Origin of the sequence: Thermonema rossianum DSM 10300 (assembly GCF_000426825.1) — a bacterium.
In the GTDB taxonomy this organism is placed as follows: Bacteria; Bacteroidota; Bacteroidia; order Cytophagales; family Thermonemataceae; genus Thermonema; species Thermonema rossianum.
In genome coordinates this window covers 1-16334 of record NZ_AUGC01000019.1, presented here as the reverse complement: position 1 = coordinate 16334, position 16334 = coordinate 1, and the positions used below count along the sequence as shown (strand labels likewise).

15 protein-coding genes are annotated in these 16334 nt (G+C 48.5%); 8 read left to right on the top strand and 7 right to left on the bottom strand.

Going from position 1 to position 16334, the window contains the following annotated elements; genetic code table 11:
* Positions 1 to 88 precede the first annotated feature (88 nt).
* Together K384_RS11215 and K384_RS11210 are read left to right on the top strand one after the other, a co-directional pair.
* On the top strand, positions 89 to 280 hold the full coding sequence (locus K384_RS11215) for a cold-shock protein (protein WP_038032443.1): 192 nt from the start codon (positions 89 to 91) through the stop codon (positions 278 to 280).
* Between the two features lie 174 nt (positions 281 to 454).
* Positions 455 to 646, top strand: coding sequence for a cold-shock protein (locus K384_RS11210; RefSeq protein ID WP_038032440.1), 192 nt, complete (start codon positions 455 to 457; stop codon positions 644 to 646).
* Between the two features lie 355 nt (positions 647 to 1001).
* Here K384_RS11210 and acpP read toward each other — a convergent pair whose 3' ends face one another.
* Positions 1002 to 1250, bottom strand: coding sequence for an acyl carrier protein (gene acpP, locus K384_RS11200; RefSeq protein ID WP_038032435.1), 249 nt, complete (start codon positions 1248 to 1250; stop codon positions 1002 to 1004).
* Between the two features lie 108 nt (positions 1251 to 1358).
* On the opposite strand from acpP, the gene K384_RS11195 reads away from it, so the two are divergent.
* Together K384_RS11195 and K384_RS11190 are read left to right on the top strand one after the other, a co-directional pair.
* The gene (locus K384_RS11195) at positions 1359 to 1733 is read left to right on the top strand and encodes a response regulator (protein ID WP_038032432.1); all 375 of its coding nucleotides are present in this window, start codon (positions 1359 to 1361) and stop codon (positions 1731 to 1733) included.
* Between the two features lie 3 nt (positions 1734 to 1736).
* Complete coding sequence (locus K384_RS11190) at positions 1737 to 2009, top strand: hypothetical protein (protein ID WP_038032430.1); 273 nt, start codon at positions 1737 to 1739, stop codon at positions 2007 to 2009.
* Here the strand turns inward: K384_RS11190 and K384_RS11185 are convergent.
* Positions 1996 to 2736 carry an anti-sigma factor domain-containing protein gene (locus K384_RS11185; protein ID WP_038032427.1) on the bottom strand — a complete coding sequence of 247 codons (741 nt, stop codon included), beginning with the start codon at positions 2734 to 2736 and terminating at the stop codon, positions 1996 to 1998. The genes K384_RS11190 and K384_RS11185 overlap by 14 nt on opposite strands.
* Positions 2737 to 2911: 175 nt before the next feature.
* Here K384_RS11185 and K384_RS11180 point away from each other — a divergent pair, with 175 nt between their 5' ends.
* Entirely contained in the window at positions 2912 to 4321 is a 1410-nt protein-coding gene (locus tag K384_RS11180) for a tetratricopeptide repeat protein (protein ID WP_038032425.1), read from the top strand.
* A gap of 4 nt (positions 4322 to 4325) precedes the next feature.
* Here the strand turns inward: K384_RS11180 and K384_RS11175 are convergent, their stop codons facing one another.
* Entirely contained in the window at positions 4326 to 5075 is a 750-nt protein-coding gene (locus K384_RS11175; RefSeq protein WP_038032423.1) for a shikimate dehydrogenase family protein, read from the bottom strand.
* A 65-nt stretch (positions 5076 to 5140) separates the two neighbouring features.
* Between K384_RS11175 and K384_RS11170 the strand changes: the two genes are divergently transcribed.
* Positions 5141 to 6106, top strand: coding sequence for an alpha/beta hydrolase (locus K384_RS11170; protein WP_084147216.1), 966 nt, complete (start codon positions 5141 to 5143; stop codon positions 6104 to 6106).
* Between the two features lie 93 nt (positions 6107 to 6199).
* Positions 6200 to 8380 (top strand): protein-disulfide reductase DsbD family protein, encoded by a 2181-nt coding sequence (locus K384_RS11165; RefSeq protein WP_038032421.1) that lies wholly within the window; start codon positions 6200 to 6202, stop codon positions 8378 to 8380.
* Between the two features lie 47 nt (positions 8381 to 8427).
* Here K384_RS11165 and K384_RS11160 read toward each other — a convergent pair whose 3' ends face one another.
* From K384_RS11160 to K384_RS11145, 4 genes are all read right to left on the bottom strand, one after another.
* Complete coding sequence (locus K384_RS11160) at positions 8428 to 9276, bottom strand: mechanosensitive ion channel family protein (RefSeq protein ID WP_051633354.1); 849 nt, start codon at positions 9274 to 9276, stop codon at positions 8428 to 8430.
* 63 nt (positions 9277 to 9339) lie between these two features.
* A complete protein-coding gene (locus K384_RS11155) occupies positions 9340 to 11460 on the bottom strand; it encodes a helix-hairpin-helix domain-containing protein (RefSeq protein ID WP_038032419.1) in 2121 nt (706 codons plus the stop codon).
* Entirely contained in the window at positions 11444 to 12286 is an 843-nt protein-coding gene (locus K384_RS11150; RefSeq protein ID WP_038032417.1) for a PorV/PorQ family protein, read from the bottom strand. Before K384_RS11150 ends, K384_RS11155 begins: the two co-directional genes overlap by 17 nt.
* A 47-nt stretch (positions 12287 to 12333) precedes the next feature.
* The gene (locus K384_RS11145; RefSeq protein WP_038032415.1) at positions 12334 to 12759 is read right to left on the bottom strand and encodes a hypothetical protein; all 426 of its coding nucleotides are present in this window, start codon (positions 12757 to 12759) and stop codon (positions 12334 to 12336) included.
* A 240-nt stretch (positions 12760 to 12999) separates the two neighbouring features.
* Between K384_RS11145 and K384_RS11140 the strand changes: the two genes are divergently transcribed.
* A complete protein-coding gene (locus K384_RS11140) occupies positions 13000 to 15948 on the top strand; it encodes a M16 family metallopeptidase (RefSeq protein ID WP_051633353.1) in 2949 nt (982 codons plus the stop codon).
* Positions 15949 to 16334: the final 386 nt, after the last annotated feature.

Here is a 16334-nt window from a genome sequence, read left to right as displayed (position 1 = left end):
ATTAAGAAATATTCCCACAAGAGTTGCACAGTCCAATTACTTTGCCTACCTTTGTTTCATAGTATTTATTTAATTATCAATTATTATCATGTACAAAGGTATTGTAAAATTCTTCAATGAAACTAAAGGTTATGGTTTCATTCGCGACTTGGATTCAAATCAAGAGTATTTTGTTCACGTGAGTGGACTTATCGACGAAATCAAGTCGGACGACGAAGTAACTTTCGACTTGCAAGAAGGTCGCAAAGGAATGAATGCTGTGAATGTTGAGTTAGTATAACACATACATAGTAGCATCGACAAAAGCCCCGCTCGCAGAGAGCGGGGCTTTTTTATTGATTCATTCCGAAAAATAAATAAAAAAATATTTAAAAATACAGACTATAAAGTTGCACAACCCAATTACTTTACTTACCTTTGTTTCATAGTATTTATTTAATTATCAATTATTATCATGTACAAAGGTATTGTAAAATTCTTCAATGAAACTAAAGGTTATGGTTTCATTCGCGACTTGGATTCAAATCAAGAGTATTTTGTTCACGTGAGTGGACTTATCGACGAAATCCGGTCAGATGATGAAGTAGCCTTCGACTTGCAAGAAGGTCGTAGAGGAATGAACGCTGTGAATGTTGAGTTAGTATAACATATACATCGCATAACGTTGAAATCCCGGCAAATGCCGGGCTTTTTTTATGGTTTGTGCGTGCTGCTCAAACACCCCCCCCATATCAAAAGCGCGCCGGTGCCTGCCCTCCACATAGCCTTTCAGCCCAAACAAGCGAGGTGCAGCTTGCCATCTCGAGAGCTCTATCAAACCAAGCTACAAAAAGCAGTGGCTTTTTTTGCTTGTGCTCAAATTTTCAGCATTCCCCTCTCTTATTTCTTTTTCTCTCCCACACCAAACAACAAAGGCACCTCTCGTTCAAATGAACGGCAAGAGGTGCCCGGGGCATGCAAGTAAGTCAGTTCTCAATATGAGCGTAAAAGGTAATTAAAAGTCAGGCTGTCTTTTTCAGTTTCTTATCATGGATATAGAGCATCACATCTTCCACCGTCTTGAAGTGCTCGGAATCAGTTTCGGGAATAGACATATTGTACACCTGTTCCAACTCCATAATAATCTCAATGTAATCGAGCGAATCTATCCCCAAATCTTTTACCAAGTGGGCTTCGGGCGTGACGGATGCCGGTTGAATACCCAGCTTTTCAGACAGAATGTCGCGCAATGTTTGTAAAATTTCTTCCATGATTCTTCTGTGTTTTCTGTTATTGTTTTTATTTTAGCAAAAATCAAGCCCAAGATTGTATTTTCCTAATGCTAATTTCGCATAAAATTTACATTAACATATACAAGCATGAGCAGCAAAACAATACTGATTGGTGAAGACAGTTCTGTGATACAGAACCTTGTAAAGCGTGTATTTGAGTTGAAAGACTATCGCATACTGGTTGCCAAAAATGGGCAACAAGTGCTGGATATATTACAAAAGGAAAGCATCGACTTGGTTTTATTGGACCTGAATATGCCTGTACTGGACGGTATTGCCTGCCTCAAACAAATCAGGCAGTTGGACGCCCCCAAGAATCAAGTGCCGGTGATTGCCATCACCGGCAATGCGCCCAATTACTCCGAAGCCGAGTTTCAAGCTTTGGGCTTTCAGGATGTTGTCTTGAAACCCATTAACTTTGATGCTCTTTTTCAAAAAGTGGAAGCACTTCTACATGCATAAGCTATGAGTATTCGTTACAACAAACCTTTTTTACAAAAGCTGGAAGAGCTGCTCAGTGAGTCCGGTTATATTTTACGCTATGAAAAAGGCAACTTCCAAGCGGGCTATTGCATTCTTAAATCACAGCGCATCATCGTTGTAAATAAGTTCTTCACCTTGGAAGGTAAAATCAATTGCCTGATAGACATTATCCGCTCGCTAAACATAGATGACAGCCAACTAAGCGAAGCCGGCCGCAAGCTGCTCCTGCAAATACGGCAGCTTAGCCTTTCATAGCGGCTTGTGCCACCACTTGGCGCCCGCTACCGCTCTCCTGCTCCAAGGTGAGCTTCCAGCTACTTACTTCATAGCTTGCTTTCGTCCGGCAAATGCGGTGCAGCTGCAAATCGGTTAGTTGGTGAGCTCTCCCCTGTGCATCTACCGCCCACAAGCGATAACAATACCCCTCAGGCGGCGGGCTCAACCAAGCACTAAAAACGAAACCTTCCCCCGTTTGACGGTTCCATACAACCACTGCCTTTTGCTGTGCGTCGCCGGGCGTCCGGTACAAAGGCACAAAGTAAGTATGCGCATGCAACAGCACTCTGTACTCATCTTGCATTTGCACGCTCTGTGCCAAAAAGCGCTGCTCCATGGACTGCATTTGACCAACCAACTCCTCATTTGCCTTACGCTCTTTGAGATAGAAAAAAAACAAAAGCACGTTGAATATTACGCTTATCACCATTGCCGCTGTCCAAAGGCGTCTGCCCTGTGGCAAAACACGGCCTTGCACCGGCTGCTGATATGGTAAAGACTGCCTCTTTTCTTTCTGACAATGCGTTTGAATCTGCTTGTCAGCATAGTAATCAAGTGCGCTTTTCATTTCGGAATAAACAGATTGCAGCTCCGGATGGCGTTCCATCATCTTTTCCACTTTTTGGCTTTCTTTTTCGTCGAGCAGGCCCAAGATGTATAACTCCATCTGCCCGGATGCCAAAAAACGATTCACTTCGTGCTTCATGCTCAATATTGTTTCGAACTTTTAAAGAAACCAAACAGGCAACTCAATTGTTTGAAGTGTCTATTTCGCAACTGAAAGTTAAATAAACATAACATTACCCTCCGGTAATGAAAAAACCCTCAAATTTGTTTTAGATTTGCGAAGGATTTATCTTAAGGTAAAATTACTATACTGAATGGCTCAGAATTTCAAGCATAGTCACAACGACTCCTCTTCATGGGTGCAACGTTTCGAAGAGATGCTACTCAACCAAGAGCAGTTTTTCTTTGAAGTGGAAGCCTATGAGGCCATCATTGACCACTACTCTTCGCAAGGCAAATGGGATGAAGCCCTGCATGCCTGCGAGATAGGCATTCGCCAACACCCTTTCTCTTCCGACCTGTTGCTCGACAAAGCCGACCTGCTGACCCGCTTGGGACAGTACGATGAAGCCCTCTCATTGATTGAACAGGTATTGATGCTTCATCCGTCTGAAACGGACGCCCTCCTGCTCAAAAGCAACATTCTTTCAATTCTCAGCCGCTTCGAAGAAGCCATAGATACTTTACGCACCGCCCTGCATTGGGCGCAAGACGACACCGACATATGGTTTCAGATGGCGTGGGCTTACCAGCACTGGGGCAAGCCGGAAAAAGCCATCGCTTTGTACGAAAAAGTATTTCGCAAAAATCCGGCGCACGACCTGGTGCACTATGAATACCTTCACTGCCTTGACCAACGCAATCAAATAGAGCGGGGCATTACCTTCTATAAAAAGGAAATAGACCGCAACCCTTACAATGCCTACGCTTGGTTTTATTTAGGCGACGTGTACGCCCACATAGAACGCTTTGAAGATGCCCTTCATGCACTCGAATACGCCACGCTCATCGATGACAACTTCGGGCAGGCACTTTTTAAAATGGGCAATACCTACATGAACTTAGGGCAGTATGGGCAAGCCAAAGAATGCTATGAACGCCTGATTGAAAAAGAAGACGAGCCGGCTGCCGAACTATTCTGTTATTTAGGCGCATGCTACGAGAAAGAGGGCAATTTATCGCAAGCGCTTCACTACTACCGTGAGGCTTTGCGCATAGACGATGCCTGCGATGAAGCATGGTATGGCATTGCTTGCTGTTTCGAAGCCTCGGAACGCTGGTTCGAAGCCATCCACCATTATGAAAAAGCCTGCAAGCTGGACCCCTTCAATGGCAACTATTATTTAAACTTAGCCAAGCTGGAGTTCAAAGTAGGGCATGTGGTATCTGCCCTTGAGCACTTCCAATATGCTGCCGAACTCATGCCCTTCGATACCGAATGCTGGCTGCATTGGTCTTATGTGTACTACGAACAGGGGGACTACGAAAAGGCCATAGAAGTGTTGCAGGAAGGCATTGACGCCAACCCGGAAGAAGTTGATTTGCTCTATCGCATGGTAGCTTACCTGCTGCGCGATGCGCGCTTCCAAGAAGCTATTCACTATTTAGAGCGTGCTTTACTGCTGGATTTTGACAAGCACGAAGCGCTCTATGAGTTTTTTGAAGACCTGCAAACACAAAAAATGATATTCCGCATGGTCGAGATGTATCGTCCCCAAGCGTAAGCGCTTATTGATTCCATATTGCCCATGCGGCTTCGGCTTGGAGGTAAAGCATCTCCAAGCCGTTTTGTATTTTAGCCCCTCGTTCAATGCCTTCTTTCAGGAAACAGGTCAGTGGCGGATTATATACCAAATCATAAAGATAGAAGGTCGTGTCTATCTGCTCGTAAGGCAAAGCCGGTGCCGTTTCCGTTTGTGGACTCATCCCCAAGGGGGTGGTATTGACAATAAGCCGGGCATTCCCCCACCCCTCCCTTTGTATGTCCCGGTAGGTCAAATCGCCTTTGGTTTTGTCGCGCGACACCATACGGTAAGGCACCCCCAACTGCCCCAGCACATAGGCTACCGCCTTGGAAGCCCCCCCCGTTCCCAAAACCAGGGCTTCATAACCTGATTCTTTAAAATAAGACAGAGGCAGCCAGCGCAAAAGCGCCTGCTTAAAACCTTCCACGTCAGTATTATACCCAACAAGCCGCCCATCCGGCATTTTTTTTATGGTGTTCACTGCCCCCACGGCTTGTGCCCCTTCTGCCAACTCATCTAAAAAAGCAATTACTTTTTGCTTGTAAGGAATGGTTACATTCACCCCTTTCAAAGCGGGATAAGTCTTCCATAAAGCCGGGAAAAGTTCAATATCTTGCAACTCAAACAAATCATAGCGATGCGCTTTCAAGCCCATTTGCTCAAACTTGACAGTGAAGTAGCGCTTGGAAAACGAATGCGATAAAGGATAGCCAATTAAACCAAAAAGTGGCATATGAACGTTTATTTTCAGGTACAAGTTTAAAAACATAGCGCACTTTCAAAAGTACAAAAATAAGTATGCACACTCAACACGACATGCAAGACACGCAAAAAACACTTACCGTAAGGCACATTCGCCGCCACAGCTGGCAAGCATTCATTGCCCCCATTGCGCTGCAGTTTTATAAGCTGTGGCGCCACAACCGCCCCACTTCATTAGAAAAAGAGCGTCGCACCTTCGAACACTTATGCGCCCGCATTCCACTCCCGGAAAACATAGAGCAGCGGCGCACGGGCGCCAACGGTATCCCTTGCGAGTGGCAGCTGCCTGCCGGCACTGAACCCCCACCCGTATTGTTTTATGTACACGGTGGCGGCTTTGTCGTAGGCAGTGTAGCAGGCTACCGCCCTCTTACCCACCGCTTGGCTAACGCCACCGGTTTGCCATTGCTCGCCGTAGATTATTCGTTGGCACCGGAACACCCTTTCCCCACCCCACCCGACCAAGTATTGCAGGCCTACGGCTGGCTGATAACACGTTATGCCCCCTCACAAATCATTGTGATGGGCGACTCGGCAGGTGCCAACCTGGCTTTATCTGCACTCTTGCAAGCCAAGCGGGAAGGCAAACCCATGCCGCGTGCGCTTGTACTGATTTCACCCTGGGCAGATTTGACCCTATCGATGCCCGGTATTCGTAAGAAAGCATGGCTTGACGGCATCTTGCACCCCAAACGCCTGGCCATGGCTGCCGAACTCTATGCGTCCGGACAGGACCGCCGCCAACCCTTTTTATCACCTCTTTTTGCGGAAGAATATGCCGGCTTTCCTTCCACCCTCATTCAAGTGGGCACACATGACCTCCTTTTCGATGAAGGCAAAGCGCTTGCCGAGCGCATGGCACAGCAAGGTGTGCACGTAGAGTTGGAAATATGGCACGGTATGCCGCATGTGTGGCATCTGTTTGCCCACCGCATGCCGGAAGGACAAAAAGCCTATCTTCACATAGCCGATTTTGTCAAACGTCATTTGTCAGTTTCCTGACGCCTTTATCATTTCATAACCATTAGCTTTGGTTTTGTTTACATTGAATCGCTTATTTTCACAGTCGAATAAGCCATAAAATAAAACACAGTCATGACACGAAAACTTTATTTTTTACTGACCCTCTGCCTGTGGCTTGCCGCCGGCGGGGCACAAGCACAAATCGAAGAGCACGCCCATTGGACTCATAACCTTCGTGCCCCCCAACCCCTCCACGTAGGCGACACGATCGAGCTTGTATTCAAAGCCAAAATAGATAACGATTGGTATCTGTATGCTTCGGACTTCGACCCCGAGTTGGGACCTATGGTTACCGAAATAGAAATTGCCCAAATACAGGGGGCGAAAGCAGCAGGACCGCTCCTTTCGGTCAACTCCATCAAAAAATATGATGAGATTTTTGAAGGGCAAGTGGCCATCTTCAAAAAAGAAGGCACTTTTATTCAAAAATTTGTAGTTACGGCGCCCGAAGTCAATATAAAAGGCAGCATCAACTTTCAAGTGTGCTCCAATGTAACGGGCATGTGCGTACCGGGCAGCTACGATTTTTCGGTGAGTGTACAAGCCCGGGCGAAGGAAAGCGGGCATAAAGAAAAAGAGAAAGAAGAAAGCACGGTAAATACTACGGCAGACACCCTTCCGCAAGCCATCGACAGTGTGGTAAGCAGTGGCGCCCAAGTGGTGAAAAGCGTTCAAGACGGCACAGAAATCACACAAACACCCTCACCTGCCACCCCCACCTCCCCCGAAAAGAAACAAAGCTTGTGGCTGTTTGCCCTTACGGCTTTTCTGGCCGGCCTGGCGGCCATCTTTACTCCCTGCGTGTTCCCCATGATTCCCATGACGGTTTCCTACTTCATGAAAGGCAACATTGCACGCAAAGAAGGAGAAGATGAAGAGAGTTATCAGCAGCGGTTGCGCGCCGCACGCCGTCAGGGCATTAGCAAAGCCTTTTTCTATGGTTTTTCTATTATCGGCATCTATACACTTGTGGGCACCTTGGCTGCCGTATTCTTAGGGGCTGAATTTGCCAACGAAGTAAGTACCCACTGGCTGGCCAACCTGATATTCTTCCTTGTATTTGTCATCTTTGCGCTTTCTTTCCTGGGGATGTTCGAAATCACGCTTCCCTCTTCTTTCCTTACCAAGGTAGATAAGCAAGCCGACAAAGGGGGCTTGGTGGGCATCTTCTTTATGGCACTCACCCTGGTGTTGGTGTCGTTTTCTTGTACTGTGCCCATCGCCGGCAGCCTGTTGATTGCTTCTGCGGGGGGCGAAGTGCTTAAACCTATTGTAGGTATGTTGGCATTTTCACTGGCATTTGCCATCCCTTTTACTTTTTTCGCGGCATTTCCTACTGCCTTGAATAAGCTGCCCCGCTCCGGCGGATGGCTCAACTCGGTGAAGGTGGTGCTGGGCTTTATTGAACTGGCATTTGCTTTCAAGTTTTTAAGTGTGGCCGATCAGGTATATCACTGGCACCTGCTGGACCGCGAAGTGTATCTGGCAATATGGATTGCCATTGGCATAGCCCTTACGCTCTATCTTTTAGGGAAGATACAACTACCCCACGATAGCCCCGTAGAGCGCCTGTCGGTGCCCCGCCTGTTGTTGGCCTTGGTCACCCTTAGTTTTGTGATTTATTTGATTCCGGGCATGTTTGGCGCGCCACTCGAAGCGCTGTCGGGCTACTTGCCGCCCATGTCCACCTTCGACAAAATAGAAGTAAAAAGTGCAGGCAATGGCGGACAGGCGGCTACAGATTCGAACTTTCCTGCCAAAGTAAAATATGGCGATTTGTTCGAGCTTCCTCATAACTTGCAAGGCTTTTTCGATTATGAAGAAGCCGTGGCTTATGCCCGGAAGGTAAACAAGCCACTGTTCATTGATTTTACCGGACACGGCTGTGTGAACTGCCGCGAGATGGAAGCCAAAGTATGGAGCGACCCACGAGTGTTAAAGTTGCTACGCGACCAATACGTGGTAGTTGCCCTTTACGTGGATGACAAGACCCCGCTGCCCGAAAGCGAGCAGTATGTATCGTCCTATGACGGCAAACTAAAGAATACCATCGGGCGCAAATTCTTCGATTTTCAAATCACTGAATTTGGTGCCAATGCCCAGCCCTACTACTCGCTGCTGGATACCGACCCCGGCAAAACCCCAAAAGAAAACTTGTTGCTTCCACCGAAGGGATATGACCTGAACGTGGATAACTTCATAGAATTTTTGGAAAAAGGTCTGGAAGAATACCGCAAGCGGCATCAACCATAAGCCAACAGAAAGCCCCGCCAAGCAGCGGGGCTTTTTCATTGCCGGGCTCAGGTGTCTGCCTGCTGTTTGTTCATAATCACAGAGAGCGTTTCGTAAGGCATATTCACCTTTGCCTCGAGCAGTGTCTTCAGGATTGCTTCCCTCAGCTGGAAACGAAGCGCAATATGCTGCTTTTCATCCCGGATCCACACTCTGAAAATCAGTTCTATATTGTAATCGTTGATGCTGTTGAGCACCAACTCGGGCGGAGGCGTGCTCAAGTAAGTGTTCGTATCCTGAACCAAAGCAAACAGAAGGCTGCGAATTTTAGCCAAGTCTTCATCGGGGGCTACCGTAAAAGGTATATCAAGGCGTAAGTGCGGGAAATTGGTATAAGACACCACCATTGAGTTTACTATCTGCGTGTTGGGAATGGAAATCATTTTGCCATCTACTGTCGTCACTTTCGTAGAACGCAACGATATTTCTTCCACACGCCCATATTGTCCCCCAATCTCAATCAAATCACCTACTACAAAGGGGCGGTCCCAAAATATAAAAAGTCCGGATATGATGTTGGAAAGTGCATCTTTGGCAGCAAAACCCAAGGTCAAACCGGCAATTCCCAAACTCGCCAGAATAGAGGCCGGATTTACCCCCATTTGAGTAAGGGCTGCCGAGAAGCCAAAGACATAGACGACCGTTTTGCCTACATTGACCAAAAAGTTTTGCAAGGTTCTGTCCACGGTAAAGCGCCGGAAAAGCATACGGAATAAACGGCGCACCAGCTTCCACAGAAAAACAAAAAATGCAAATACCAGAATGGCGCTCAACAACTTAGGCAAAAAAGCCACAATACTTTCAATTGCGGCGTGAAAATCAAAGTACTTCCGGAAAAGCTCAATAATATATTCCATAGGCAGATTGTTTAACAGTTTTTCATCAATAGCAGAGACAGAACAGCGCCATGGGCGTCACTGCTAAAAACGATAGCGCACTTGCAACCTCAACTCCGAACGCCGGTTGCCCCGGATTTCTTCCAGTCCGCTGCCTATGGTATCTGTGTTAAGGTAGCGCGTTTGCGCATAGCGAACCCAAAGGTGCAGCTGCCGGGTAACATTATAGCGCAGCATCACAAAATAGCGATACCCTTGGTCTTGGTAGGCCGGCAAGGAAAAGGTGTAAAGCACATTGCGCTCATACATGTATTGTCTGTTTTGATAGTCGTCGGTATCGAACACCACAAAGCGCGTGGCAAGCTCCCATTGCTTGTAGCTCAGGTTTATGTCTTGTGCCAAAGCCAAGCCGCGCGTGGTTTTTTGGTTTTGGGTAAAAGAAGAAAACTGAAGCCTGCTTTGCAAGCCGATATATTTTTCGGCAGCGTAGCGCACCACCAGCCAGTAATTGCGGCGGATGCGTGCCCCCAGAAAGTCCATGGCCGTATCGTTGTCCGGTACGTTTTCCTCTTTGTTTTCTTCGCGGTATTGCGCGTACATGGAAATGCGCCGTGTGGGGGCATAAGTTACTCGAAACAAGTATTCATAGCCTTGCGAAGGGGCATCCACCTTGTATTTCAACCAGGGGAAGGCAAACTTATCATAATAAGCAGCAAAGCTCAGTTGCTTGAATGGCGTGAACTTCATGCCCCAATAAAAGCCTCTTTCGTTAATAGGGCGGCTGTTTTCTGCCAAAGCATTGCCGTAAAAAGAATGAAAATCGCGGGCATAGTTCCGGTACAGCAGCGCCATTTCAAGTGTGGGCGTCAAGCTTCCCAACACGCCACTTATTATGCCCATGCCGCCGCTTTGCGAACGCGCCGCTTCACCAAAGAAATTAAAGTTTTGCCAGTTGTAAGAGTAGTGCAAGCCCACATTGTAGTTTTGCTGCCCGTTGAATTCAAACTGATTATAGGTAGTGGGCGTGCGTTTCAACGGCACCCCAAAGCGCGTGTAGATGCCCGTGAGTCCCACTTCCAAACGGCTGTCTTTGGACTTGTAAGTAATATTGGCACCCCCTACTTGCTCATCAATGGCGTCTTTGGCTGCCAGCTCCGTTGGCGTACGGTGAAAGCCGGCGGTCTGTATGCTGCTGATGAAAGTCTCTGTTTGCTCGTCCAGTGTGTCGCCAAGCGTCTGCACATTGGCATCTTGGCGCTGCCAGGAAGCAAAGGCGGTCAGGTCTATGCTGCCTTTATCCAAGCGCAGCAGCTCATAAGTAGCCGCTGCCCCCCTGAAAAAACCGGTTTCGAGTACCGAAGTAAAAGGCCGGATGCCCGTGCTGCTGCGCCGGATCGTCTGTACTGTTTCTGCCCCCTTGCCTATGCGAAAGCCGGCGCCTAAAAGCAATCCTTGCCCTATTTGAATTTGATAATCGCCCAAAGCAATGGCTTTAAAACGTTTTTTATTCCACAATACCAGATGGTAAGAATAGAAATCCATTCCGTATTGCTTTTGGGCGGGATTCCATGCAAAAGCTTCGCCGGCGTCTTTTTCAGCCGTAAACCCCAAGCTGAAATCGCGAATATGGCTTACCCGGAAACGGGCATACAGGTTGTAAGGCGAGCCGGCATAACGCTGCGTGTAGCTGCTGTCGCTTTTGAGCGTGGGCGGCGTGTAACCCTCTTGCGTTTCCAGCGTGCGCGTCATGCGCCATACCAGGTAGTTGTTTTCCTCATGCAAAATACGCGACAAAAGACTGCCATCGCCTTCGTGGATGCTTTTTTCGGCTACGGTTACAAAAGGCAGCAACTTTTGAATGGTTTCAAGGTCGAAACCGGGAATGGCTTGCAGCTCATAAATAGAAATCAGCCGGCCGTAGCGTGCCCTATAGGCCAGAAAGTTATTGATTTGATATTCCTGGAGAATAAACAGCGATGCCAACTCGTCGCGTCCGGCGGTGTTCAAGTCCAAAGGCTCAAGATAAAGCTGATACAGGGCTTCGTAAATATCTTCGTAATTGGCGCCTGATTCAGGGTCTTGAAGTGCAAAGTTATCTTCAATGAACTGCTGCAGGTCGATATCTTGCGCCGGGCGTTGCCCTACGCTCTGCCAAGCGCACAAACAAAAAAAGAGCAGGCAAAAAATACTACTGACGGAACGCATAGGACACAGATATATGATGAACCAAGCCCAAGGGGTTGTGAATCATTAAACCATAATCTACCGATAGTTTCTTCGGACGAATGCCTATGCCAAAAGTGTTTACAAAAGGCTGTGTTTGTACGCCTGTGCGCACATAGAAAGGCTTTGCCAAACGGTACTCAAAGCCCGCCTTTACACGTGCCGGCTGTTCTGTGTCTTTTTCTGCTTCTATATTCAACCACAGGCTTTCGGTAGGGTGGTAGCCAATGCCGGTTTTCAGCACCACCGGCAGATACTCTTCCCTGTAGTCGGAAACCATGCGGGCTTGCCCTAAATTATAGGCATGCATGCCCCAATAAAGCGTAGGAAGCAGCCGGGCTATTCCCCCTATTTCAAACAAAAAAGCCCCTTGCGTGCGCGAAGTGACGCCCGTAGGGTCTTGTACAGCCCGTTGGAAATAAGAAGCCTTCACGCCCACGCTCACCATGCTTATTTTATGAGCAAAAGCAAGCCCGAAGGCCTGTTCATTGAAGAGCTTATCGCCAAAGCGCATGGCCGACACGCCCACTGCCCCGCCCCAAGGCAGTGGCGCACTTGCTCCCAAATAGGCTGTTTGCAGGGCACCAAGCCCATAAGGCTGTTGTGCGGCAACGGCTACTTCCACACGCTCTTGCGAAGCAAGCCCCGCCACATTATTGAAAACAGCCCAAGTATCGGACAAAGCGGCTACGGCATTGCCCATAGCGAAAGCACGCCCCCCTGCCGCCGCGGGGAACTGCTGGCACATGGCAAGCCCGCAGGACATCAATACAAAAAAGAAAGAGAGAATGTAAGGATGTAAATTCATGTTTTCGACTTCAAGGAAAATTGCCTTGAAGATACAAAATCCCTTTATTACTTGAGTAATTTTTCTGCCTTTAAAAGTCGATAAGACGCATCGGCCGAAAGCCCCGAGCGCACACAGTCAAGCAGGCGCCGTACCAACAGCAGGGGGGCTTCACTCAGTTGAAAATGCTCCACCAAGCGGGCACAATATTCTATTTCTTTGGGGTGCACAACATGATCGGCCAACATCAACAATGCCACTTCGTGCAGGTGGTGAAAGCGCTTTTTTACAGACATACGCCCTAAAGGCTCCTCCTCTTCTTCCTCTTTCTCCAACATACGGTGCAGCAAAGCCTCGTCGATTCCTTCCTTGTGCGCCCAAGCCAACAGGTATTCATACTCGGCATTGGCCAATTCACCGTCAACCAAAGCCATGCGCACCATGCTTTTCAACTTTCTTTGATGCTCACCTGTCAACCAATTCAAAAAATTCATACTATCAGGGTTATATCCTATTCAAAATATAGCATCTTTGAACAGACATAAAAAATAAGACATCCCGCCGTCGTGTAGGCTTTGCCCTCGTGCACTCCAAAGGCCGGATGCCTTCACTCTTTGCGGCAACAAACTTACATTGCCTGCTTGCATGGTAAGATTGATACACTTTCACATAAAAAATACAATAGCAGCCCATCCACGTCGTTTTTATGGAAGTTGAACCAAAAACATACCCAAATGAGACGAACGTTTCTACTACTGATTGCCCTGCTGACCGGGGCATTTTCTCTCCGGGCACAAACCCGCCTGGTAGAGAAAGTAACTAAAAAAGAAGGCGAGTTGGTCATTCCTTACGAGAAGTACATACTGGACAATGGGCTTACGCTTATCATTCATGAAGACCACTCTGACCCGCTCGTGCATGTGGACGTCACCTATCACGTAGGGTCGGCAAGGGAAGAAATTGGCAAGTCGGGCTTTGCCCACTTCTTCGAGCACATGATGTTTCAAGGCTCGAAGCATGTCGCAGACGAAGAGCATTTTAAAATCGTCACCGAATCGGGGGGAACCCTCAACGGCACCACCAACCGTGACCGCACCAACTATTTCGAAACGGTGCCTTCCAATCAATTGGAAATAGCGCTCTGGCTGGAAGCCGACCGCATGGGATTCCTGTTGCCGGCCGTCACGCAAGAGAAATTCGAAGTGCAGCGCGCTACCGTGAAAAACGAGCGGGGGCAGAACTACGACAACCGCCCCTATGGCTTGGTGCGTGAGTACAAAGACAAAACGCTTTATCCTTATGGGCACCCCTACTCTTGGCTTACCATTGGTTATGTGGAAGACCTTGACCGTGTAAGCGTGGAAGACCTGAAAAACTTTTTCCTGCGTTGGTATGGACCCAACAATGCCACACTGACCGTGGGCGGCGACGTGGACCCCAAAGAAGTGGTGCGTTTGGTAGAGAAATACTTCGGTTCCATTCCGCGCGGTCCGGAAGTGCAAGATTTGCCCAAGCAAATCCCCACACTCGAGCAAGACCGCTACGTATCGTATGAAGACCCTTATATCAAACTCCCGCTGCTTTCCATCACCTATCCCGCAGCACCCCGCTATACCTACGACGAGCTGGCACTCGACTGCGTGGCAGACCTCTTAGGGGGCGGCAAAAACTCTATCCTCTACCAAAAACTGGTGAAAGCACAAAAAGCCGTACAAGTAAGCACCTTCAATGCAGGCTATGAGCTTGCCGGTGAATTTTCTACTTATATTTTGCCCTTCCCCGGCCTTTCGCTGGCCGACATGGCAAATCTCTACAAAGAAGCACTGGCAGAGTTCGAAGCCAAGGGCATCAGCGATGAAGACGTGGAGCGCTTCAAAGCACAGCGCGAAGCCGAGCTGATTTACGGGCTTGAAAGCGTAAGAGGACGCGTTACCCGCCTGGCAGCTTACCAAACCTTCTTAAAGAACCCCAACTTTTTAGCCGAAGAGCTGAAGATGCTGAAGCGCCTCACCAAAGAAGACGTATGGAAAGCCTATCAGAAGTATATACAAAACAAACCGGCCGTATATGTAAGCGTATGCCCCAAAGGTAAACTGGACTTGCGCGCTGCCGAAGACAACTACACCATAGACAGCACGCAATACAAAGCCCCTGATTACGGTTATGAAGGCTTGAGTTATCGCGAACCCAAAGACAACTTCGACCGCAGCCGCCGCCCGCAACCCAAGCCGGCCAAGCTGGTGGAAGTGCCCCCCTACTGGAAAAATACCTTTGCCAACGGGATGCCTGCCATAGGCACCCGCAACGACGAAATTCCCGTGGTAAACATGCTGATTAGCATAGAGGGCGGGCAATTGTTGTTGCATGGCAACACGGAAAAGGTAGGCTTGGTTGGGCTCACCGCTGCCTTGTTGAACGAAGACACCCAAAACTACAGTGCCGAAGACTTTGAAAACGAACTCAAACGCCTGGGCAGCAGCATCAGCATCTACGGCGATGAAACGGGCTTCTATGTGCAAGTCCGTTGTTTGAAGAAGAACTTGCAACCTACCATGCGCTTACTTGAAGAGCGGCTGCTGCGCCCCAAGTTTGAAGAGGAAGATTTTCTGCGCATACAAAAGCAACAGATAGAAGGCATTAAAAACGCCAAAACACAAGCCCGCTATCTGGCTTCGAGCATCTTCGATAAGCTGCTCTATGGCTTAGACGACGTGCGCGCCTACGATACCGGCGGCACCGAAACCAGTGTGGCAGCGCTTACGCTCGCCGACGTAGAAGCCTTCTACAAGATGGCCATCAACCCGGCATATGCCAATGTGGTGGTGGTAGGTGATATCACCGAAGAAGAAACCCGCCAAGCGTTGGCATTCTTGAACAGCTGGAAAGGCGAAAAAAGCGCGCAGCGCATCCCCGGGCTGCATGAGGGGAACCGCCCCGAAAAAAGCCGTCTATTCTTGGTGGACATCCCCAATGCGGCGCAGTCTGAAATACGTGTAGGGCACCCCGCCATGCCCTATCATCCGCTGGGCGAGTACTACCATGCCTACCTGATGGCTTATCCTTTGGGCGGTGCTTTCAACAGCCGTATCAATCTAAACTTACGCGAAGACAAAGGTTGGACCTACGGTGCCCGTGCCGGTTTCAGTGGCACCCGCTACAATGGTTATTTTGTTGCGGCGGCAGGTGTGAAGGCAGCTGCCACCGACAGCTCCATTTACGAAATCATGCGCGAAATAAGTGAATACAAACAAAACGGACCTACCGAAGAAGAAATCTCCTTCACCAAAATGTCTATAGGGCAGCGTGATGCGCTCAACTATGAAACGGGCTTCCAAAAAGCCTTCTTCCTGCGCCGCCTGCTGGAATACAATCTGGAAGGCGACTATGTGAAGAAGCAAAGCGAAATATTGCAACAGCTTACGCCTGCCAAAGCTCATGAATATGCGCGTAAATATCTGGACCCCGAGCATTCGTTCATCGTGGTAGTAGGCGACAAAGCCCGCATCCTCGACGGCTTGAAGCGTTTGGGCTACGACATCGTAGAGCTCGACAAAGACGGCAAGCCGGTGGCTGCTGAAGAGGTAAAAGAAGAAAAAGAAAGCTCTTCTGCCAATGCTCCGCAAAAGCAAGGCGGTGAAGAAAAAAGCCGGAAAGAAAAGAAAAAAAGAAAGAAGCGCCAATAAGCGCTTGTCCTGTAATCGAAGCATCGACAGCTCCTGCCTTCCGGGCGGGGGCTGTTTGTATTTTTAAAGCACCTCCCTTTTATCCTTCCGGGCATTTCCATCTTTTTGCCCTACTTTGTCATTTCAAACATCCTCCCTTGTTTTCGAGCACTTTCCCCTCTTGTCATTTCGAGCGCCCCTCTTTGTCATTTCGAGCGCAAGCGAGAAATCTCTTTGCTGCTTGTGGCTTGGTGGGCATGAGATTGAGATTTCTCACTCGCTTACGCCCGTTCGAAATGACAGGCTGCGCTTCATTCGGGATGGCAGACTGTGTTTGTGTAGTTGCTTCCTCTGATTTGTTATTGAGTGCATCTCCCTTGTTTTCGAGCACTTTCCCCTCTTGTCAT